Origin of the sequence: Psychrobacter halotolerans, from assembly GCF_039680845.1 — a bacterium.
Taxonomy (GTDB): Bacteria; Pseudomonadota; Gammaproteobacteria; order Pseudomonadales; family Moraxellaceae; genus Psychrobacter.
In genome coordinates this window covers 172,280-193,698 of the sequence record NZ_JBDKWD010000005.1, presented here as the reverse complement: position 1 = coordinate 193,698, position 21,419 = coordinate 172,280, and the positions used below count along the sequence as shown (strand labels likewise).

Annotated in this window: 17 protein-coding genes; 15 read left to right on the top strand and 2 right to left on the bottom strand. The window is 44.2% G+C overall.

Annotated elements, in window-relative coordinates; all coding sequences use genetic code 11:
* Nucleotides 1-123 precede the first annotated feature (123 nt).
* From pilW to AAJP47_RS10760, 8 genes are all read left to right on the top strand, one after another.
* Nucleotides 124-1,059 (top strand): type IV pilus biogenesis/stability protein PilW, encoded by a 936-nt coding sequence (gene pilW / locus AAJP47_RS10795; protein ID WP_346717931.1) that lies wholly within the window; start codon nucleotides 124-126, stop codon nucleotides 1,057-1,059.
* On the top strand, nucleotides 1,056-1,865 hold the full coding sequence (locus AAJP47_RS10790; RefSeq protein WP_346717930.1) for a helix-turn-helix domain-containing protein: 810 nt from the start codon (nucleotides 1,056-1,058) through the stop codon (nucleotides 1,863-1,865). Before pilW ends, AAJP47_RS10790 begins: the two co-directional genes overlap by 4 nt.
* An 86-nt stretch (nucleotides 1,866-1,951) precedes the next feature.
* A complete protein-coding gene (gene ispG / locus AAJP47_RS10785; protein ID WP_346717929.1) occupies nucleotides 1,952-3,067 on the top strand; it encodes a flavodoxin-dependent (E)-4-hydroxy-3-methylbut-2-enyl-diphosphate synthase in 1,116 nt (371 codons plus the stop codon).
* An 83-nt stretch (nucleotides 3,068-3,150) separates the two neighbouring features.
* Nucleotides 3,151-4,440: a histidine--tRNA ligase gene (gene hisS / locus AAJP47_RS10780; RefSeq protein WP_346717928.1), complete on the top strand. Its 1,290-nt coding sequence runs from the start codon at nucleotides 3,151-3,153 to the stop codon at nucleotides 4,438-4,440.
* A 99-nt stretch (nucleotides 4,441-4,539) separates the two neighbouring features.
* Complete coding sequence (locus AAJP47_RS10775) at nucleotides 4,540-5,331, top strand: YfgM family protein (RefSeq protein WP_346717927.1); 792 nt, start codon at nucleotides 4,540-4,542, stop codon at nucleotides 5,329-5,331.
* A gap of 85 nt (nucleotides 5,332-5,416) precedes the next feature.
* The gene (gene bamB, locus AAJP47_RS10770) at nucleotides 5,417-6,625 is read left to right on the top strand and encodes an outer membrane protein assembly factor BamB (RefSeq protein WP_346717926.1); all 1,209 of its coding nucleotides are present in this window, start codon (nucleotides 5,417-5,419) and stop codon (nucleotides 6,623-6,625) included.
* 499 nt (nucleotides 6,626-7,124) lie between these two features.
* Nucleotides 7,125-8,546, top strand: a complete 1,422-nt coding sequence (gene der, locus AAJP47_RS10765) for a ribosome biogenesis GTPase Der (protein WP_346717925.1) — start codon at nucleotides 7,125-7,127, stop codon at nucleotides 8,544-8,546.
* A 269-nt stretch (nucleotides 8,547-8,815) separates the two neighbouring features.
* A complete protein-coding gene (locus AAJP47_RS10760) occupies nucleotides 8,816-10,774 on the top strand; it encodes an ATP-binding protein (protein WP_346717924.1) in 1,959 nt (652 codons plus the stop codon).
* Nucleotides 10,775-11,061: 287 nt separating this feature from the next.
* Here AAJP47_RS10760 and AAJP47_RS10755 read toward each other — a convergent pair whose 3' ends face one another.
* Together AAJP47_RS10755 and AAJP47_RS10750 are read right to left on the bottom strand one after the other, a co-directional pair.
* Entirely contained in the window at nucleotides 11,062-12,228 is a 1,167-nt protein-coding gene (locus AAJP47_RS10755; protein ID WP_346717923.1) for a D-alanyl-D-alanine carboxypeptidase family protein, read from the bottom strand.
* A gap of 523 nt (nucleotides 12,229-12,751) precedes the next feature.
* The gene (locus AAJP47_RS10750; RefSeq protein WP_346717922.1) at nucleotides 12,752-13,189 is read right to left on the bottom strand and encodes an MCR_0457 family protein; all 438 of its coding nucleotides are present in this window, start codon (nucleotides 13,187-13,189) and stop codon (nucleotides 12,752-12,754) included.
* A 614-nt stretch (nucleotides 13,190-13,803) separates the two neighbouring features.
* On the opposite strand from AAJP47_RS10750, the gene surE reads away from it, so the two are divergent.
* From surE to mobA, 7 genes are all read left to right on the top strand, one after another.
* The gene (gene surE, locus AAJP47_RS10745) at nucleotides 13,804-14,604 is read left to right on the top strand and encodes a 5'/3'-nucleotidase SurE (protein ID WP_346717921.1); all 801 of its coding nucleotides are present in this window, start codon (nucleotides 13,804-13,806) and stop codon (nucleotides 14,602-14,604) included.
* 221 nt (nucleotides 14,605-14,825) lie between these two features.
* Nucleotides 14,826-15,647, top strand: a complete 822-nt coding sequence (locus AAJP47_RS10740) for a LysM peptidoglycan-binding domain-containing M23 family metallopeptidase (protein ID WP_346717920.1) — start codon at nucleotides 14,826-14,828, stop codon at nucleotides 15,645-15,647.
* Between the two features lie 115 nt (nucleotides 15,648-15,762).
* Complete coding sequence (locus tag AAJP47_RS10735; RefSeq protein WP_346717919.1) at nucleotides 15,763-17,070, top strand: lytic murein transglycosylase; 1,308 nt, start codon at nucleotides 15,763-15,765, stop codon at nucleotides 17,068-17,070.
* A gap of 495 nt (nucleotides 17,071-17,565) precedes the next feature.
* On the top strand, nucleotides 17,566-18,861 hold the full coding sequence (locus tag AAJP47_RS10730; RefSeq protein ID WP_346717918.1) for a molybdopterin molybdotransferase MoeA: 1,296 nt from the start codon (nucleotides 17,566-17,568) through the stop codon (nucleotides 18,859-18,861).
* Nucleotides 18,862-19,005: 144 nt separating this feature from the next.
* A complete protein-coding gene (gene moaA / locus AAJP47_RS10725; RefSeq protein ID WP_497198724.1) occupies nucleotides 19,006-20,085 on the top strand; it encodes a GTP 3',8-cyclase MoaA in 1,080 nt (359 codons plus the stop codon).
* 72 nt (nucleotides 20,086-20,157) lie between these two features.
* Nucleotides 20,158-20,694: a molybdenum cofactor biosynthesis protein B gene (gene moaB, locus AAJP47_RS10720; RefSeq protein ID WP_346717916.1), complete on the top strand. Its 537-nt coding sequence runs from the start codon at nucleotides 20,158-20,160 to the stop codon at nucleotides 20,692-20,694.
* The gene (mobA, locus tag AAJP47_RS10715; RefSeq protein WP_346717915.1) at nucleotides 20,681-21,418 is read left to right on the top strand and encodes a molybdenum cofactor guanylyltransferase; all 738 of its coding nucleotides are present in this window, start codon (nucleotides 20,681-20,683) and stop codon (nucleotides 21,416-21,418) included. The genes moaB and mobA overlap by 14 nt, the downstream gene beginning before the upstream one ends.
* The last annotated feature ends 1 nt before the right edge of the window (nucleotide 21,419 follow it).

The following is a 21,419-nucleotide window of genomic DNA, read 5'->3' as shown; positions in this document are numbered from 1 at the left end:
TAGCGGTCAGGGTTGGTAAGCTTAGCAATTAATGACAACTAAATTGTACTTATGAGGACTAAATCTATTAAACTGATGCCTCGAGGATCGAACGCATTGAATTTCAGTTTTATGATGGCGGCTATGATGACTTCTAAAAACTCTTGTCAGCTCAAGTATCAAAACCCATTTTCTTTAGAATATAAAGTATCGCAAACGCTGACTATTAAGGCGACGATGCCAAAGTATATGGCATTGGCAACAATGCTAGCAGGATTGCTCTTAGTCGGTTGTCAAAGCGCGCCTGTCAGTGAGTTTGCAGATAGCAACCCTTATCAAACGTCCACACGTCCCAATGACACTCGCAACTTAGATAAACAAGAAATCGCGCGCGTGCGTACTTCACTTGCGGCACAATATATTCGAAAAAATGAGCTTGATACCGCCCAGCAACAACTCGAAAAAGCCTTTGCTGCGGATAGCCGTTACGCGCCAGCCTATGATATGATGGGCGTTTTGCTGCAGCAAGAGGGCAGCCGTATCAATCTTCAAAAAGCCGACCAGTATTTTAAAAAGGCCATCACGCTCGATAAAGATTTTGAGCAAGCAAACAATAACTATGGCGTTTATTTATCACAAATGAAGCGCTATCGCGAGGCCGCTGAGCAGTTTGAGATTGCAGGCGCTGCATTGGGTTATGATGGCCGTATTGGCGCTTTAGAGAACTTGGGACGGACGTATATACAGCTAGGTGAGCGCGATGCCGCGGCTAAAGCCTTTTTACGGGCGCTTGATGGTAACCGTAATAGTATTATTGCCCATATCGAATTGGTAGATTTATTGCTTGAGCAACAGCGTGTACCGCAGGCTCAAAGGCTGTATGATGAAACATTGGTACTGGTGCAAGGACAAGGTATTAGCCCGCGCTTGCTATTACAAGGCATCAAACTTGCTGCTGTACAGAATAATATAACCACACGCCAGCAATTGGCACAGCAGCTTTTATCCGCTTATCCATTAAGCGATGAAGCAAAACAACTTAAGACTTGGCTTAATAATCCAGAGGCACCATGGAAATGACCACCCCATCACCCAACACTCAATCTAACGCTCAGGGATCATTTGGTGCTATGTTGCAGCAAGCCCGTAAAAAGAAGCAAGTCAGTTTAGACGAGGCGGCCGCTGAGCTATTTATCTTAAAGCGTCATCTACAAGCGCTAGAAGATGAAAACTTTTCTGAGTTGCCGCAACCAGCGTTTGCCCGTGGTTTTGCCATTAATTATGCCAAATACTTGGGGTTAGATCCCATAAAAATAGCGAGCAGTTTTGATGCCGCTTACCCCAATGAGCTCAAAGTTCAAGCGTCTAATAATACAGATACGCCGCTGCGTCCAATGGGCACGTTGCAACGCGATACGCACAGTCGCATTCGTTTTAATCCGTTACTGATTATAGCCGTTATTGGTGTCATTATATTGGCCGTATTTTTGTTCCGTATGGTCAGTCATGCAAGCAAAGAGCACAATGAAGAACCAGTCACTACCACAGAAGATATGTCTGTCTCAGAGCAAGCGCAAGGTGCCTCGATCGATGCCACTGATATTGGTTCTTCAGGTTCAGCGCTTAATTTAGGCGGTACTGATATAAGTGAAGCCAATCTAGCAGTCAGATTGACTGATACTGCGACCGTTAATATTACCGATGCGTCTGGTAGTAGTCTGATGAATGGCGAGCAGACATCTGGTAATTATACATTGGCAGGTGTACCACCGTTTAATGTGCAAATTGATAATGTTAATAATATCAGCTTAATGCTCAACCAAGAAGCGGTTGCTTTGGATACTTATACAACGGATAACCAAGCCAGTTTTGAGTTAGCACCTTAATTTTAAAGCTGCAATTAACCGCTGTTAAAAGCGACCATGCGTGTGTTTTTTTTCCGTTTTTCTCGCTCCAATTGAAGGGTTTGTCTATGTCAACGTCAGCGCCTATTAACCGTCGTCTTACCAAAAAAATATATGTCGGTGATGTCGCGATTGGTGGTGATGCACCGATCAGCGTACAAAGCATGACCAATACGGATACTTGTGATGTGGCAGCGACGGTCGCGCAAATTGAGCGCTGCGTCGAGGCAGGCGCGGATTTAATGCGCGTATCGACCCCAACCATGGACACAGTCAAAGCCTTTGGTGAAATTCGCAAACGGGTCAGCGTGCCATTGATAGCGGATGTCCATTTCGATCATAAGATTGCCTTAGCGGTTGCTGAGGCGGGCGCTGATTGTCTGCGCATTAATCCCGGTAACATCGGTAGCGATGCCAAAGTACGCGAGGTCGTTGCGTGCGCTAAACATTATAATATCCCTATTCGTATCGGCGTTAATGCAGGCTCGCTCGAAAAAGACATTCAGCGTAAGTATACAGAGCCAACAGGCGAGGCGATGCTTGAATCAGCCATGCGTCATATTGATATACTTGAGCGCTTAAATTTTGATCAATATAAAGTGTCTGTCAAAGCCAGTAATGTGTTTTTGACCATGGATGCGTATCGTCTGATCTCCGCAGAAATCGACAATCCGCTGCATTTGGGTGTCACAGAAGCCGGCGTCTATCGTACGGGCGCGGTAAAATCAGCTATCGCGCTTGGTGGTTTATTATTGGACGGTATTGGCGATACCATTCGGATCTCGCTTGCGGCAGAGCCTGAAGAAGAGATCAAAATTGGCTTTGATATTTTAAAGTCGCTGAATATTCGCTCCAATGGTGTCAACTTTATCGCTTGTCCAAGCTGCTCACGTCAAGAGTTTGATGTGATCAAAGTCATGACAGCGCTAGAGTCGCGTTTAGAAGACATTCGTGAACCATTGAATCTGTCGGTCATTGGCTGCAAGGTTAATGGGCCAGGGGAGGCGAAAGAGTCAGACATCGGTATCGTTGGAGCTGCGCCAAAGTCACTGGTATACCGTATGGGTGAAAAGAGCCATTTAATCGATACCAATAATTTGGTTGACGAGATAGAAAGCATGGTGCGCGCTCACGCCGCAGATTTGGCCAAAAAACGCGAGAATGAGATTATTCGAGTTAAATAAGCGACTTATAAAATAAGTAATATTACGAGCGCATACAACAATAATAGCAAGTTTGTTAGAAATTTTAAGGATACGACCGTACCATGATTAAAGCAATTAAAGGGTTTAATGATATTTTGCCAGAACAGGCTGCAAAGTGGCAGCATTTAGAGGCGATATTGGCAGACGTGATGGGTCGATACGGCTATGAACATATTCGGTTGCCGATTGTTGAGCAAACTGAGTTATTTACGAGAGCCATTGGCGGTGCCACCGACATCGTCGAAAAAGAGATGTATAGCTTTACGGATAAATCTGATCCACCAACGCCATTGGCGTTGCGCCCAGAAGGCACGGCAGGTGCGGTACGTGCAGTAATTGAGCACAACTTGTTGCGCGGCGATACACCTAAGCTGTGGTACATTGGCCCAATGTTCCGTTATGAGCGTCCGCAAAAGGGACGTTATCGTCAGTTCCATCAACTGGGTGTCGAGAGCTTTGGCAGTGCGTTACCAGACGCCGATGCTGAGCTTATCGCTATGACGCATCTGATGTGGCAAGAGCTGGGTTTAACCAATGAGGTAAGCCTGCAATTGAACAGTTTGGGTGAGCTTGATGAGCGTTACGCCTATCGCGAGGCGCTGGTTGCCTATTTAACTGATAAAAAAGATCAGCTCGATGAGGATAGCAAACGCCGCCTTACGACCAATCCCCTTCGTATTTTGGACAGTAAAGAGGCGACTACGCAGGCGATCTTGGCAGATGCACCAAAGCTGGCAGAATTTTTGGGTACAGAAAGTTTGGCACATTTTGAAAAAGTGCAAACCTATTTGACCGCTCTTGGCATCGATTTTGAAATCAATCCGCATTTGGTACGCGGACTTGATTACTACAATAAAACGGTTTTTGAGTGGGTTACTGACAAACTTGGTAGCCAAGCTACCGTTTGTGCAGGCGGTCGTTACGATGGATTGGTTGGACAATTGAAGTCTATCGGGACGGACAATGATAAGCCCGTAAAATCTGAGCCTGCGGTTGGATTTGGGATGGGGCTTGAGCGTTTATTGTTACTAATGGAGGCAGTCGCACCGATTGCTGACGTTCCAGTTTGTGATGTGTTTGTAGTTGCTCACCCAGAAGTGTATGGTGCTGGGGTTGGTTATGCGCAAAACCTGCGTTATAGTCGTCCCGATGTACGAGTCAAAATGGCGAGTGCGACGAGTTTAAAAGCGCAAATGAAAAAAGCAGATAAGTCGGGTGCTGCATTGACTGTTATTATCGCGCAGCAAGAATTGGATGATAATACCATCAGTATTAAAGACATGCGGACGGGCGAACAACAGACCGTTGCCCAAGATTGGCTTTTAAATAAAGACAATTTTTCTCGCAACTAAACGCTCAATTTACTATATGAACAGTCGTATCTACCAATACTTCATTGGTTTGGATCTTGTTGACGACAACTTAATAACAATTTTATCAGGTAAACACGTATGGCTCTGACACCAAATTCGCCAAATGCAGACAATTCAATGCAAGCGTTAAAGCAATATGGCAGTTATATTGTCACTGCAATTTTATTGGCACTGGCCGCCTATTTTGGCTGGACTTATTGGCAGAATAACCATGCGCGAGTAGATACGGTGGCGGCGGATCATTATGCCGATATTCAACGATTAAATGAAGAGGTCAGCTTGGCTGCGCAAAATCCAGATTTAGAGGCAGAAGCGCAAGAATCATTGACCCAAAGCCGTACAGAGCTTAATAAAGACATTGACGCACTTGTCAATGAGCACGGTGATTCAGTCTACGCGTGGCAGGCACTTATGATTAAAGCACGCCAACAAGTGGATAGCGATGAGCTGACTGAAGCCAGCGAGACACTCAAAAAAGCATTGGCCATCGATTTGGGCGATGCAGGTTTACAGGCGATCACTCGTTTGCGCTATGCCACTGCGCTATTGGCAGCAGGTGATGCAGATGCGGCATTGACAGAAGCCAGTAAAGATATGCCAAGCTCGTTTGAACCTAGCCAGCAAGAACTGCTCGGTGATATTTATTTGGCTCAAGGCAATAAAGACTCAGCGATTAAGTCATACAACAATGCTTGGGAGCTATTACGTGGTCGTCAAGAAACACGCGCAGTATTGGCATTAAAAATGGAGAGTTTGGGTATCGTCCCTGAACGTATTGACGAGCAAGCTGGCCTTATCCAAGAGCCAACCGCACCTGTACAGCCATTAGAAGACGCTACAGAAAATGCCTCTGCTGAGGTTGCACCGTAATTGTATAGTAATGAGCGCTATTGACTAATAATAGCTTTGGCGTTTTACCTAATCATCAATAATTTATTTGTAGTGAGAACTTGTAATGACTCAATCTATTCGCGCGAGCAAAATGTTAAACGCTAAGACCCTTAAAACGACGGTTATGCATGTGGCAGTACTAGCAGTAATGAGCACTGCGGTGGTTGGGTGTAATCGCGGTATCAAACCCGTTGTCAATGAACCTGTCAAGCTTGTACAAATTGCTCAGCCTATTAGTGTGCTACAACCTGTGTTTAGCACGGACGTCGGCAGTAAAAAAGCCAGTAAAAGAGATCCGCTAGATTTGCAAGTTGGCTACGCTAACGGGCAGATCGTAACCGCCTCACGAGGTGGCGATTTGACAGGTTTTAATAGTGCAGGCGAGCGTGTGTGGTCGGTTGAAGTAGGTGATCAAATTACAGGCGGCGTGGCTTTAGATGCGCTGAGCCAAACCGCCATTGTCAGCACTCGCAGCGGACAAGTGATGGCATTTGATAGTGCCACGGGCGCGAAACGTTGGCAGCAGCAGTTGTCAGGCACGGTTCTGACACCAGCGCTTATTACCAATAACCGTGTGATCCTATCAGCAAACGATGGTTTTTTACACGGATTGTCTCTACAAACGGGTCAATCAGTATGGCAGTTTGCTACCCAAGTCCCTGCTATCAGCGTCCGTGGTAGTGCAGCGCCTACCTTATTAGACAGCAAAACCGCACTATTAGCGACTGCCGATGGACGTTTACATGCCGTGACTACCGACAGTGGTTTGCCGCAGTGGTCAAGACGTGTGGGAGTCGGTACAGGTAGTAGCGAAGTTGAGCGTATGAGCGATGTCGATGGTCAGCCTATCGTCGATAAAAACCAGCTGTTTGCTATCAGTTACAGTGGCCAGTTGCTAGGGATTGATTTGGCGTCGCGTCAAGTCATGTTCGTCAATGAGCTTGCCAGTCTAAAATCATTGGCGGTTAACAACCAACAAGTCATTGCTACTGGCTTGGATGGTAAAGTGGTTGCTTATGATAGAAGCACTGGTGAGACGCTATGGGAAAGTGAAGAGCTGGCCTATCGCCATTTAACCAACCCTGTGATGATTGGTAACTATATCGCCGTTGGAGATTTGGACGGGGTGGTACATTTATTTGATCCTGCCACTGGAAAAATCGTCAGCCGTGTAGAGACCAAAGGCGCGCTGAGTAGCTTACAAGTGCAAGGTAGCCGTTTGATGACGCAAAGTACGTCAGGTCAGGTTGCTGTTTGGCAATTGGCACGTTAACGGATGTTTGTCAGCGCTAAGTTATCTTGTAGGTTTTGATATTAGGTTCTAGTAGTAGCGCTGAGCCAACCGATTGACTGTGATTTTATGAAATATAGACATAAACGCTGCTTAGTCAGCGTTTCATGCGTTGTGTAAATGGCTTGTTTAAACCCAAGCTTTCGCGTACTCTATGCGACCGACACGCCATAGCATTGTTCATATATATTAGTTGAATTTTTGCAGATTATAAGTCCGTAAAAGAGTCAGTAAGAGCTGCTTATAGCTGACATAAGAAGTTGCTATGACAATGAGATCTCTTTTATTTTGGACTGGCGATACGGTTTGTATATAATGTAGTCAGACCATACCCCTTTTGCCAATTACAATAGAACCAACCTTTGTTTTTGCTAACGTTTTATCATCCATTTTAATTTGCGGATTAGTACAGTATATTTATTACGGTTTTAAAAGAATAAATGGTACAGTTCGTCATTATGCCTTTCACTGAGAGTAACCCATGAGTATCAAGCCTGTGGTCGCCTTAATTGGTCGCCCAAACGTCGGTAAATCCACCTTATTTAATCAGTTTACAAAAAGTCGGCAGGCATTGGTTGCTGATTTGTCAGGACTGACTCGTGACCGTCAATATGGCGATGCTACCTATGAAAATAAATCCTTCATTGTAGTAGACACGGGTGGTATTGGCGAGGCAGATGATGGCAGCGGTAATATTGATGATTATATGTCTGAGCAGTCGCATACCGCGATTCATGAAGCAGACATCATTGTTTTCGTTGTTGACGCTCGTGCCGGAATGATTGGGGCAGATGCCGAAATTGGTAAGTTTTTGCACACCCTTGGTAAGCCTGTCTATGTGGTCGCGAATAAAGTCGATGGGGTTCACGATGCTGCCCCTGCTGAGTTCTATGCGTTAGGTTTGGGTGAACCGTATCCAATGGCTGCCAGCCATGGTCGCGGTGTCGGAAACTTACTCGAAGTGTTGACGGCTGATATGCCTGAGCAAGACAACATCGTAGAACCAAACGGCCTAAAGCTTGCCATTATTGGTCGTCCCAACGTCGGAAAATCGACACTGGTCAATCGTCTCTTGGGCGAAGACCGCGTTGTGGTTTTTGATATGCCTGGCACCACGCGTGACAGTATCTATATCCCTTATCAGCGCGATGGTAAAGACTACGTCTTGATCGATACGGCTGGTGTCCGCCGCCGCGGTAAAATCGATGAAAAAGTAGAAAAATTCTCTGTCATCAAAACCTTGCAAGCGATTGAAGACTCTAATGTAACTGTGATCGTTATTGATGCTCATGAAGGTATCGTCGATCAAGATTTGCATATGATTGGTTATGCGCTTGATGCTGGTCGCGCGTTAGTGGTGGCAATTAACAAGTGGGATGGTCTAACGCCCGATCAAAGAGACTATATTAAAATTGAGATGGATCGCCGTTTTAACTTTATACCTTATGTAAAAGTGCATTTGATATCAGCATTACATGGTACAGGCGTTGGTAACTTATATCCGTCTATTTTGCGCGCTTATAAATCCTCAATGTTTGAAGTATCAACCAATCGGTTAACTCAGATTTTACAAGATGCTGTTACCGCGAATCCGCCGCCAACCGTTGCTGGTCGCCGTATTAAAATGCGTTATGCTCATATCGGTGGTCACAATCCACCAGTCATCGTTATTCATGGTAATCAGACCAGTGCCTTGCCTAAGAGCTATCAGCGCTATCTTGAAAACCAGTTCCGTCAAGTATTCAAACTTGAAGGCACGCCGCTTAATGTCATATTCAAACAAAATGACAATCCTTATGCCAATAAGAGCGACACGCCAACCAAAGCGAAAACGCAGCAGTTGCGTCAACGTGAACGCAATCGGGCAAAGAAATTCACCACAAAAGACAAAAAATCTCGTTAATTATTAGGGCGCGTCTTCATTTTTCGTACCTTTAGATGACTATCGATCGGATTGAGGACGTGGCCTAAGCTGCTTGCTACTTTATTTACTTTATCGCGTGATTGGACGCGGTAAAGTAAGTTTGGCTTAAAGAAGTGGTATTCTAATACAATGCCTGTTTTAACGATGATGTACTCAAGAACGGCACGCAAATACCTGAATGTTTCACTTATCACACCGCAAAAATACCTGTAGTATAGATAAACGTTGTCTTGGCTCAGTTGAGTGATATGAACAACCCTTCATCACAAACCATCTCTACCCTTATCTGGCGTTCTGTCATACAAGCCATCATCTTGGCATTGTTAGCAGGCTTTTTATTGTCTTTCGTTTGTGGTCTATTGCATCACTACAAAGAAAAACGTCATCATATCCAGCAAATGGCAGCACTACTGACGACCAGTGCCTCGACGGCTGATGGGGCAGACATTGTGGCTGAGCAAGTCAGGTTTTTGTTAGAAAGTGAGCCGAGCATTCAAAGCATTTTATTTTATTCCACACCCCAGCCGATCGAAGACAGCAATCAAGCGAAACGCGATTGGAAAAATGTCTTATTTGCCGATACCGTCAGTTTTAATTATCCCGTCATTAGCAATTACATCGATAGCAATCGCAACTATATCGATGGCAATCGTAACATTAAACCATCAAATACCAATCAGCAACCAGCCACGTATTTAGCAAACACGGTGAATCAGCCGTCTGAGGCTAATGAGGTAGCCGACAATAACGCTTTGGTAGGCTACATCAATATCACCTTGGATCTAAAGAGGCTGCGTTTATATTGGTTTCAAAGCACCTTATTACTATGGCTGATTACCACTGTGATAGCGATACTGGGGGTGCTATATCTTTTACGTAAGCTTCATTGGCCAGTAAAAGACATAGAATCGTTGGCGGATGCTTGTGACGTCATTATAAAAAATCCAGACCTTAAGCAGTTGCCTGTCATCTCACAGCGATTTGAGTTTCAAGAGCTGATGCAGATCAAACAAACCTTTATCACTTTGTTTAACCGTCTACAAAAAATCAAGCAAGAGTATGAAGCGATTGCCGACTTTGAGCAGCAGCTGTATAAAAAAGACATATCGCTCGATGTGCAGCTACATAACTTCCAAAGCATGATTACTCATGAATTGAAAACCTCACTCAATGCAATCGTGGGCGGCTTGCAGCTGTTAGATTATGATGCTTTGAATATAGAGCAAAAAGACGCTGTGCAAATTATCAGTAAAGGCAGCGATAAATTGGTGTCATCGCTGGATCACATCATTCAGTTGAATCAAATACAAAAAGGGCAGATGACGGTTGCATCAATCGAATTTAACCCCTTACAGTTGATGGCGGATCTATTAGCAAAATTTGAGCCAATCGCGCAAAAAAGAGGGCTTACGTTAATCAGCCGCATTCATCATATAGATTATAATCTCGAAGGGGACGCAGAAAAAATACAACAGATATTGTCGATACTGCTGAGCAATGCCATTAAATTTACGCCAGCAGGGCAGGTGACCATCACCTCGCAGCTGACCCATTTTTCTAAAAGTAATCGGTGGCAAATCAGCGTCAAAGATACAGGTATTGGTATCGATAATAACTATATCGAAGATATTTTTAATCCATTTTTTCAAGTGGATTCATCGAAAACCCGTCAATACGAGGGGTCAGGCATTGGCTTACCAGTGGTCAAGCAAATGGCGCAGCTTATGGGCGCTACGATAGAGGTTGAGAGTACACTAGGCTTAGGTACGGAATTTACATTGACAGTAGCGATGCCGAGCCAGCGCCAATCTCGCCAGCTGCACTCTTTGGACAAATTGACGATCATCTACTATTACTATCATGAAACCGGATCTTTAGCCGACGAGTTGGAACGTCTAGGCGCTCATGTCATCTATCGTCAGCATGAACAACTGGTGCTAGAAGACGTGAGCCTAAAGAAAGTAGATATGGTTATGTTTGCAGAAGATATCGCCCCAAGCACCGCTGAATTCTTAACCAAACGTATCCGTCAATCTGAAAGTGAGCATCGAGCTTTGGTGATATATTGGTACCCACAGCATCAAGCGCGACATTTAGAAGGTTTTGAGCACTTTTTAAAAGCCGCTGGCGTCGATTATTGCCATAGTGCAACCTACAAGGACAAAGCATTGATTGAGCTAATCAAACGCTGGTTGGTATGGGTATGATGCCTTTTTAAAAAGATCGTTAATCTACTAGCTCAAACCAGTAGATATGTAGCCGATACTTATAGCTAAAGCTAAATAAAAAAGATACCTGACTATAAAGTCGCTCAATTAACTGAAATGATATTTTTCTTGCTTGCTGTAACGGCGTCTCCAGAGGCTGAGACAAACACCATTTAATCCCGTTGTATCTCTTTTATGTAAGATTAACTATATCTGTCATTAAGTACAGACATAAAAAAAGACGCCTTAATAAGGGGCGTCTTTTTTATTAAACGAAAAATGCTGTGTTAAAGCAGGTTTTGTACCCAGCGTACAATGTGCTGCCACGTACGGCTCATAAAGCCTGACTCTTCGATATCGCTGGTTGCTACAATCGGGACAGACGCTACGGCTTTACCATCAATAACGGCCATCATTTTACCGACTTCTTGACCTTTTTTGATGGGTGCTTCTAAGCTCTCAGGAATGTCGACCACCGTGGTGATTTTGTTCTTCTGAGTTTTGGAAGTCAAGATTTGTAGGTTATCACCCGTTGCCAGCTCTATTTCATCCGCTTCCCCAAACCATACCGGAACCTTGCTGACGAACTGCCCAGCAGGTGCTTTGGTGACAGTGGTAAAGTGACCAAAGCCCCAGTTAAGTAGCTCGCGTGATTGGTCGGCGCGCGCTTGTTGGCTGTCAGTGCCCATAATCACAGAAATTAAACGCATGCCATCACGGTTGCTTGAAGCAACCAAGCAGTAGCCAGCCGCGTCAGTGTGACCTGTCTTTAAGCCGTCAACTGTGGAATCAGTGGCAAGTAGTGCATTACGGTTTCCTTGAGTAATACCGTTATAGCTAAACTCTTTTTCTGAGTAAATACCATAATAATCACCGCTATTTTTAATAATAGCACGTGCCAGTTTGGCTAAATCTATAGCAGAGGCTTCATGCCCTTCATCAGGCATACCAGTGGCGTTGACGAAATGGGTATTGGTCATACCAATTTTTTCGGCTTGCTCATTCATCAAGATGGCAAACGAGTCTTCACTACCTGCGATATGCTCTGCCATTGCTTTTGAGGCATCATTACCTGATTGAATGATAATACCGCGAAGCATGTCGATGACACTGGCTGTTTTATTGACTGGTACATACATACAGGACTGACTGCTACTACCACGACACCAAGCGTTTTGGCTCATCAATACTTGTTCGTCTTCTTTCAGGTCCCCTGATTTTAAGCGTTGCTCAATGATGTAGCTGGTCATCATTTTAGTCAGAGATGCTGGTGGAAGAGAGGTATTGGCATTTTTTTGTGCCAAGATCTCGCCAGTATTATAATCCATTAATACATAAGCAGTATTATCCATCTCAGGCGGTTGAATGGCTGCGCTCGCCATTACTGCACTCATCGAGATACTTACACCAACTACCAGCTGCATAAGCTGGTTTTTTACACGCTTTACTGTCATATATCATTACACCGCATCATGAAACCAAATGTATCTATCGCTTGTGCCCAGTACTTACTCTCATCGATTTTTTCGCTAACCGATGTTAAAAATGAGGTCAAAAAGTAACGTCTCAATACAAGCAGGGGTAACTGAGCGACAGACTTAAAATTAACGCCTTATCTTAGCAAAATGCCAACCAATGGGGAATCGATAAATGCAAAAAAAGGCGCAGATTAAAAACAAAAATTAATAATCATTGCGCCTTTACGCTATTGTTGTTTTATCGCTTGAGCATATGTCATAGGGTCTGTCAGATAAACCTGATTGCCACAAAAAAGCCTGTTGCATTCCCCAGTGGTCTTGATGGAATGACAACAAGCTTTTGGATTGTATTGCCTTGATTTTCTCACCTAATCATTAACATCAATACGATCGCTACGCACCCAAAACTGGCAGCGCTGAACTGATAACGCTGATTTGCTTAACCTTTGCTTAAATATGGCTGCTTATTTTACTAATACTTAATTTACTGGTACTTAGTCTACTGGTACTCGGCATTGGCCAAATCTTCACATAAAGCTTTGTTCTCTTGCTTTGAGAATCCCATTGTCCAACTGCGGATGCCTTGTAGGATTTGGCGATAGTCTTGCTGAGTTGATAAGTATTGAATGGCAGCTTTTGGATCTTCTAAAGACGGCATCAACTCGTGAAGCTGTACGGTATAAGATTTATAAAAGCGTTGTTTTTGTTTGCCATTAAGCATCGGTGGACATATCTCTGATAGCACCTGCATAACCGCAATTTCATGTTTGGTGACATTGATACCAGACATATCTAACGGTATGGTTGTCGCATTGTTGGTTGCGGCAAGAGATGCTTGAGAAAACATGGCAACAGATGTTATCAGTCCTGCAAAACCAATTTTTGAGGCGGTCTTTGCTATCACAGAAGCTACAGATAATATCGATTGATTTTTCATTCAGTATTACACTCACTTATCTTTATTTGATGGTCATATGTTAATAGGTAAGAAAAGAAAAGTCACATAAAATATTGATTTATGTGTAGATATCTTGTGAGCCAAAGTCCTATTTTAGCAACATGCCAGTAGCATAGGCGCATAAGTTACATCAGCATAAAAATATAAGTTTATATTGTTGTGTATTATTATCTATTGTAACCTGATAAATCACTTTTATTTAGCAGTATCAAGAAGTTGGCTAGATTTTTACGGTGCCAAAAAACTAAGACAATTTTAACGGCAGATTGAACTTGTATCTGTATACTATTGAGGGTCAATTGCATGCAATAGTGATATCAGTCTAGCAAATAAAGTTTTTTAGCATCATTAGATTAGAATACGTTTGAGTATTTGGTTGACTTGACTGACATTGAGTCAACTAAAATGACAACCAATTGGACATTTTAAACATGGGCACTTATACGTTGGCGCTTAGATATTGGTACTTAAACGTTGCCGCTCAAACATTAACGCTATTGTTGATCGGCAGATTATAACAACTCTATAATAAAAAGGGTCATAAGTAGACAGACGGTCAAGCACGCCTACATTCATAAATATATTGAGTAAAAATGAGATTTTTGATTAGTAATGACGATGGGATGTATGCGCCAGGATTGTTGGCGTTATATCAAGCGTTGTCTGCCATTGCCGAGGTCGTGGTAGTTGTGCCAATGACGGAACACAGTGGCTGTGGTAGTGCCTTGAGTATTTCAACGCCGTTATATACACAACAATTGGATTCAGGTTTTATTGCCGTTAATGGGTCGCCTGCCGACTGCGTGTATTTAGCGTTACATGAGCTATATCCTGATACGCAATTCGACTGCGTAATTACGGGCATTAATTCAGGCGCCAATCTTGGGCAAGATGTATTGTTTTCAGGGACTTTTGGCGCCGCATTAACAGCGCAGCTTTTGGGCATACCGGCGATTGCGACGTCACTGGTGGGAGGCGGAACCAAAAGCAGTGCCCAAGAACAAGTCAGTCAGTATCAACTGGCTGCCAACGAAATCATTAAGTTATTGATAGAAACACCGATATTGGATATATGCAAAAATTTGCCCTATCACGTATTAAACGTTAATATTCCCGATGTGCACAGTGCTGATGATATAAAAGGTCGCAAAATCACGTCTTTGGGACATAAGCAAATGGTACGTCCTGTGCATCAAGTGGTTGACCCGCGCGGGCGAGAAGCCTACTGGTTGTCTTTGCGTAAACAACCGTGTGAGATGCCCATGGATAAGCAAAGTGAGTCGTTGCAGACAGATGACCAAGCAGTGGCAGCGGGTTACATTAGTCTGTCGCCTGTCCGATTGCATCATACGCCCACCGCTGCTTTAAATGCTTTGTCCGAGCTGGCTTTATAGCTGGACGCCAGTAAAAGTCGTCAGATTATATATCGGAAAAAATGACAAAAAGTCGCTATCACCATCTCAGGTGTGATGGTGGTTATTTTAAAATGGCACTTACCTTAAAATTGTACTTATGCACATTGTACTTATACACTACGAAACGGTATAACAGTTAGCAAAATGCTTGTGAGTAACACAAGGCGTTTGTGAGTAATATAAAGAATAGGAAATCTTGTATGAATAAGCTTATTGCGGGATCGCGCTTTGTAACAGTGGCATTGGTTGGCACTATGACAGCAGCAATGTTGACAATGGCGGGCTGTGCCACAAAGCCCACCTACCAAGCAACCAACCAAGCGGGACCTAAGATCATCACCAACGCACAAGGCGTTCCTAACTATCATCGCGTACAGCGCGGTGATACGGTCAGTCAAATCGCTGAGCGTTACCGTCTCAACTATCGTCAAATTGGGGCGATGAACGGTTTGGATAGCAAGTACACGATTTATAGTGGTCAGTGGCTTAGATTGTGGGAAGGGACGCCTGCACCGCGAGCCAATAATAACTACAATAACAACAGCTACAATACATCCGCGCCAACACGCCCGCAGCCTACTTATACACCGCCTGTGACAAGCGCGCCGATTAATAACTCACCAAGTCCTGTATACGAAGCGACTGCCAATGCTACTTCAGGCTATGACTATCCGAGTCGCAACCAAGTAACGCGCAATTTTGATGCCAACGCTGGCACGATGGGCATGTGGTTTGCAGGTAACGTCGGTGATCCCGTGCTTGCCAGTCAATCTGGCACCGTGCTTTACTCAGGCAATGGTCTGCCAGAATACGGCAACCTTATTATGATTCGTCACAGTGACAATTATATTACGGCGTATGCTCACAACAGCCAACTGCTGGTCAAAGAAGGTGATGCTGTGCAGCGCGGTCAGCGTATTGCCAATATGGGCAACAGTGGCCAAACCAATCAAGTGGGTTTAGAGTTTCAAGTGCGCTTAAATGGTAATCCTATTGACCCACGTGCAGTGTTAGGGCGTTGATGCTGATTTTTTTAATGGCTTGGTTGATTAAGGAGCGTTATCAAAGGATTTGTTTCTACCTTTCGATGACGCGTCTTTATTTGAGTCAATTTACTTATTCACACCTGAGAATTTTATGATTGTAAAAAAACACTATATCGCTCTATTTCCTGCCTTAGTGATGGTCGGGTGTACGAGTCAACAGGCGATGCAAAAAAACAGTAAGCCGGTTCGCCAAGGCAATGTTGAGATTACACAGACTCAAACCATTCAAGTGAAGCCCACGCCGCGTCCAGTCGTTGTTAAGCCGCAACCAGTGGCAAAACCAAGCTACAGCAGTTTTTCTGATTGGAAGTCAGATTTTTCTATGCGGGCGATTTCATCAGGTTATGATGCTCAAACGGTTCGTCGTTTACTCGATACTGCTTATCTAAATCAGCAAGTGATCTCTTTGGATTCAGGGCAGCCAGAGTTTTCTAAAATGCCATGGGAATATGTAGACTCTGCCGTATCAGACGGCCGAGTAAGCACGGGTAAGCGTAAGTTTGCTGAGCAGCGTTCATTCTTATCGCAGTTAGAATCTCAGTACGGCGTCAATGCAGAAATCGTCGCGGCGATATGGGGTATGGAGTCGTCCTATGGCGCGGTTATTGGCAATAGCAGCATACCAAGCTCACTTGCCAGCCTTGCCTATGATGGTCGTCGTCAAGAGTTTGCCGAAACCCAATTATTGTCACTAGCAACCTTATTGCAACGCGGTGATGTGTCTTGGTCACAGCTTGATGGCTCGTGGGCAGGCGGCATGGGACAGACTCAGTTTATTCCTGCCACTTGGCTTGAACAAGGCGTAGACGGTGATGGCGATGGTCATCGCAACCCTTGGGCGACGTCTGATGCTTTGGCCTCTACTGCCAACTATTTGAGTAACTCAGGATGGGTGCGCGGACTAGCACCTTTTTATGAAGTGACGGTTCCGGCCTCGTTTGATTACTCTACCGTGGGTACTAAGCAACCAGCGGCCAGATGGGCGGCAATGGGCGTAGATACAATTGCTGATGTCTATTTAGACGCCAATACCCAAATGGAGTTGTGGCTTCCTGCTGGTAAAGATGGCCCAGTGCTGTTATTAAGTCCAAACTTTGACGTTATCAAAGTCTATAATAATTCGTCGAGTTACGCGCTGGGCGTGAGTTTGCTTGGTAAGGCACTGGCTGGACAAGGTGGCCTACAAACGTCATGGCCACGCTATGAGCGTCCATTATCAACCGCTCAAGTACGCAATTTGCAGCAGCGTCTGACCAGTGCAGGTTATGACACCAAAGGGGCCGATGGTATTGTAGGTACCAATACCCGTAAAGCATTTCAACGTTGGCAAGCAGATAATGGTCAAACGCCAGACGGATTTATCACCCAGCGTAGCGCCTCATCGCTAGCGTCATGGTGAAAAAGCGTGTTGAGGTTTCTTTTTGGACATACGCTTTTTAATCTTATGTTTTCTCATTGAATGTCTTTAAGCGAATGGCTTTAAACGCTAGTGTTTTATGCTAAGCGTTAAAACCTCAAAACAACAAAAAAGCACCTTGTTTGGGTGCTTTTTTGCGTTATTCTTTGACAGCTTTTTAAAAACTTAACGGTTTTGCTAAGATCCTAAGAACAAAGATCCTAATAACAAAGATACTAAGAACAAAGATACTAAGAACAAAATCCTAAAAACTAAGTGTTGAGTTATCAAGAGGCGCTGAGTTGAATAATAAAAAGGCGCTGAATTGAATAATAAAGAGTCGCTGATACCGATGATCATTCCTGTCAAAAATAAGCTGGGGTGTGTCAAGTGTTAAAATAAAGGACGAGTATAAGAATATTGCGGCAGTGAATGATACACTCTAGATAATGGATTTTGACAAACGCATCATTAGAACAACGATAAGAGTACGCCTTTATGATTACCATGGAAGAATTACAATCTGCGATAAAGCAACGCGTAGATAGTTATAATAATAACGACTTTCCCCTAAAAAACAGAGCCATTAGCACGTGCGATCTACTAGAAAGTCGTAATCAAATATTGGCGCAAGAGGTGGCCTCACCTTTTGATGTGCCCAGACAGAATGTATCCGCGATGGATGGTTATGCGATTGCTCAGGGCAGCGCCCTTGCAACAGACAGTGTGATCGAAATCATTGGAGAGTCGCAGGCGGGCAGCGCTTATATTGGTAATCTCACAGCCGGACAAGGTGTCCGTATTTTTACGGGTGCTGTGGTGCCAGATGATTGTGATACGGTCATCATGCAAGAAAACACTAACTTTGCAGAAATCAGAGACACAATCGATAAGTCACAACCTTATACCATAACCCTCAAACAAACGGCTCAGATTGATAGCAATATTCGCAAACAAGGTGAAGAAATTGAATCAGGGGAAGCGGTTTTACCGATAGGTAAACGCCTCAATCCCACTGATATCAGCTTGCTTGCAAACTTAGGTATCAGCCAAGTTCGTGTGTTTCAGCCATTAACAGTTGGCGTATTGGCGACGGGTGATGAGCTTGTGACCATCGGGGATGAGCTGACAAGCCTTGCGCAAATATATAATTCGAACACACCAACTCTAAAAAGCTTACTGGCAAATCTACCTGTCAGTGTGCGCGATTACGGCATCATTCCTGATAATTTAGAGCAAACAATGGCGGCCGTTGATAAAGCCATGCAAGATTGTGACGTACTGATTTCGACAGCAGGCGTCTCGGTGGGTGATTATGACTTTTTGACCACCGTGATCGAAAACTTGGGACAAATTAATCATTACAAAGTAGCGATGAAACCGGGCAAACCCTTTGTGTTTGGGGAATTAAACAAAAATATTGATAAGCCTGTATTGTATTTTGGTCTACCAGGCAACCCGCTATCGACCGTCGTTGGTGCCTTACAGTTTGTGATACCAGCGCTGTGGCAGATGTCGGGTGCAAGCGCGATAGAGCAGCCTATACCGCTAACCGTCAAAGCCACGCTGAGTAATGACGTCAGAAAATCAGCCGGTCGCAAAGACTTTCAACGCGGATTTTTGTCACAAAACACGGCAGGCAGCTATCAAGTTGAGTGTTTCTCAGGCCAACAGTCGCATAGAATCAAACAGCTTAGCCGCGCCAACTGTTTTGTGGTGTTGGATAAAGACAGTGGCGATGTCTCAGCAAACAGGGAAGTGACTGTCCAGCCTTTTCCATGGTTGTACACTTAACTCATCGTTTGCTAATTTACTATAAGATGACTACAGAAAAATGGAAAAGTAATCTTAAAATGATAAATTCAATACGAACAATAAAGTACTGCTGATAGCAAGCAATACAAATGGCAATAAAATATGAGTGATGACAGTTTTAAAATAGGTAGTGCCAAGTGGTATTCGCCAGCATCTGGATCAGTGACAGACGAGGGCGATAACACCTTCTCTGTGGTTGCGCCTACTGATCAGACAAGCGAGCCCAACCAACTTTTAACGGACGGATTTTCCCGTCGGTTGACTTATCTGCGCCTATCCATCACTGACTTTTGTAATTTCCGCTGTGAGTATTGCCTGCCAAATGGCTATCAAGGCAAACGTCCTGACGACGAGCTAAGCGTGCCTGAGATCGCCACATTGATACGCGGTTTTGCAAAAGTAGGCACCAAAAAAGTCAGAATTACAGGCGGTGAGCCATCCATTCGCCGCGATGTTGTCGAGATTATCGAAACCATCAAGCAAACGGACGGCATTGAAACGGTCGCGATGACCAGTAATGGCTACAAGCTTGGCAAGCATTTGGCAAGCTGGCACGCTGCCGGATTGGACCAGCTTAATATCAGTATGGACAGTTTTGATGCCGCGACCTTTCATAAAATGACGGGTTTTAATACCTTGCCGCAATTGCTTACAGATATGGATCGATTGTTAGAAAAGACGAATATCAAGCTTAAAATCAATAGTATTTTGATGGCAGAAACGGCTTTTGAAAATCTACTGCAAGCGATTGACTATGTCAAAGACAGAGCAGTGACTTATCGCTTTATTGAATTTATGCAGACCAGCGATAATAGCGATTTGTTTTTTGCCCAGCATGCTCAGTCTGATACGATTATCGATTATCTGTTGGAGCATGGCTGGCAAGCGCATGATCGGGGCAGCTCTGATGGCCCAGCAGTAGAATATAGTCATCCGGACTATGTGGGCCGTATCGGTATGATTGCGCCTTATGCTGAGCATTTTTGTGAGACCTGTAACCGCTTGCGAGTCAGTAGTCAGGGCAAAGTGCATCTGTGCTTATTCGATCAAGGCAATTACGACATTCGCCATTATCTCCAGCAAGACGATGTCACAGGATTGGTCAGCACGCTACACAGTTTTATGCCGATCAAACCTGAACATCACCATTTACATGATTCGGATAGTGGCATTATGCACAATCTCTCGATCATCGGTGGCTAACTCGATTAACCGCGCCCTGAACCAATAACTACCTACATTTTTATTGAATAAGTACTCTATAAAGGAAACTCTATGAGCAAGCCTGCTGCACCATTTACCCCATTGAATATTGCCGTATTGACAGTATCTGATAGTCGCACACTTGCGGAGGATACCTCAGGACAATATCTGGCAGACAGCTTAACAGAAGCGGGTCATCATTTAGCAGACCGTCAGCTGATTACCGATGATATCTATCAAATAAGAGCGGTCATCAGTGGCTGGATTGCAGATCCAAATGTTCATGCGGTTATCACGACGGGTGGCACGGGGTTCTTTATTCGCGACAGTATGCCAGAAGCGGTCAAAGTGCTGTTTGATAAATCCATTGATGGCTTTGGCGAGATGTTCCGATTAATCTCAAAAGATGAGATTGGCATGTCAACCGTGCAGTCGCGGGCAGTTGCTGGTATGGCAAATGGCACGGGAATCTTTTGTCTGCCGGGTTCATCCGGTGCTTGTCGCACAGGCTGGGAAAATATTTTAAAAGAGCAGTTCGACAGTCGCACGCGTCCGTGTAACTTTGTGCCACATTTTATGGCGCAAAACCCTAGCCATGACCATGACTGAATGTGCAAACCCTTTAGATAGCGCTTCAAATAGTTTGGCAGGTGTGATTATTTTAGCGGGCGGTGCCTCTAAACGAATGGGGACGCCTAAAGCAAAGCTTATGCTGTCGACTGGTGAGCCGTTACTTGATTATCATGTTCGCCACGCGCTAAAGCTAAATGTACCGATTATGATTGCTGATAACGCGCGTGGTTTTACTATCGACTCAACGCTAATAGACAATGAATTACCGTCGCCCGTTATCCATATTGCTGATTATGACCCTAGTGACATTAAAGCCAATCAAAGTAATGAGCACAGTAAGACGGGCGGTGCATTGGTGGCGATTGAATCAGCGCTGCAAGCGCTAACAAAAATGAGCGACTCAGGTACATTAAAAAATAGCCAATCATCACCATTATCGTGGCTACTGGTCATTAGCTGTGATAGTTTGATACCAGCCATGGACTTGTGGCAAAAGCTTGAATCGTTTATTGGCCAAGATGCTGATAAAAAGGTTATTTGCTTAGCCGACGAACATCATTTGTATCCATTGTTAGGCATTTATCAATTAAGTATCAAACCGAATCTAAAGGCTTATATTGATAGTGGTGAGCGTCGAGTCATGGCGTTTATTAAGCCAATGGCGCATTCTGTAAAATTTTCGAAGCAATGGCAGCATTTGACCAATTTTAATACACCAACAGAATTTGCATTTGCCTGTACAGCTTTAAATGATTTATAAA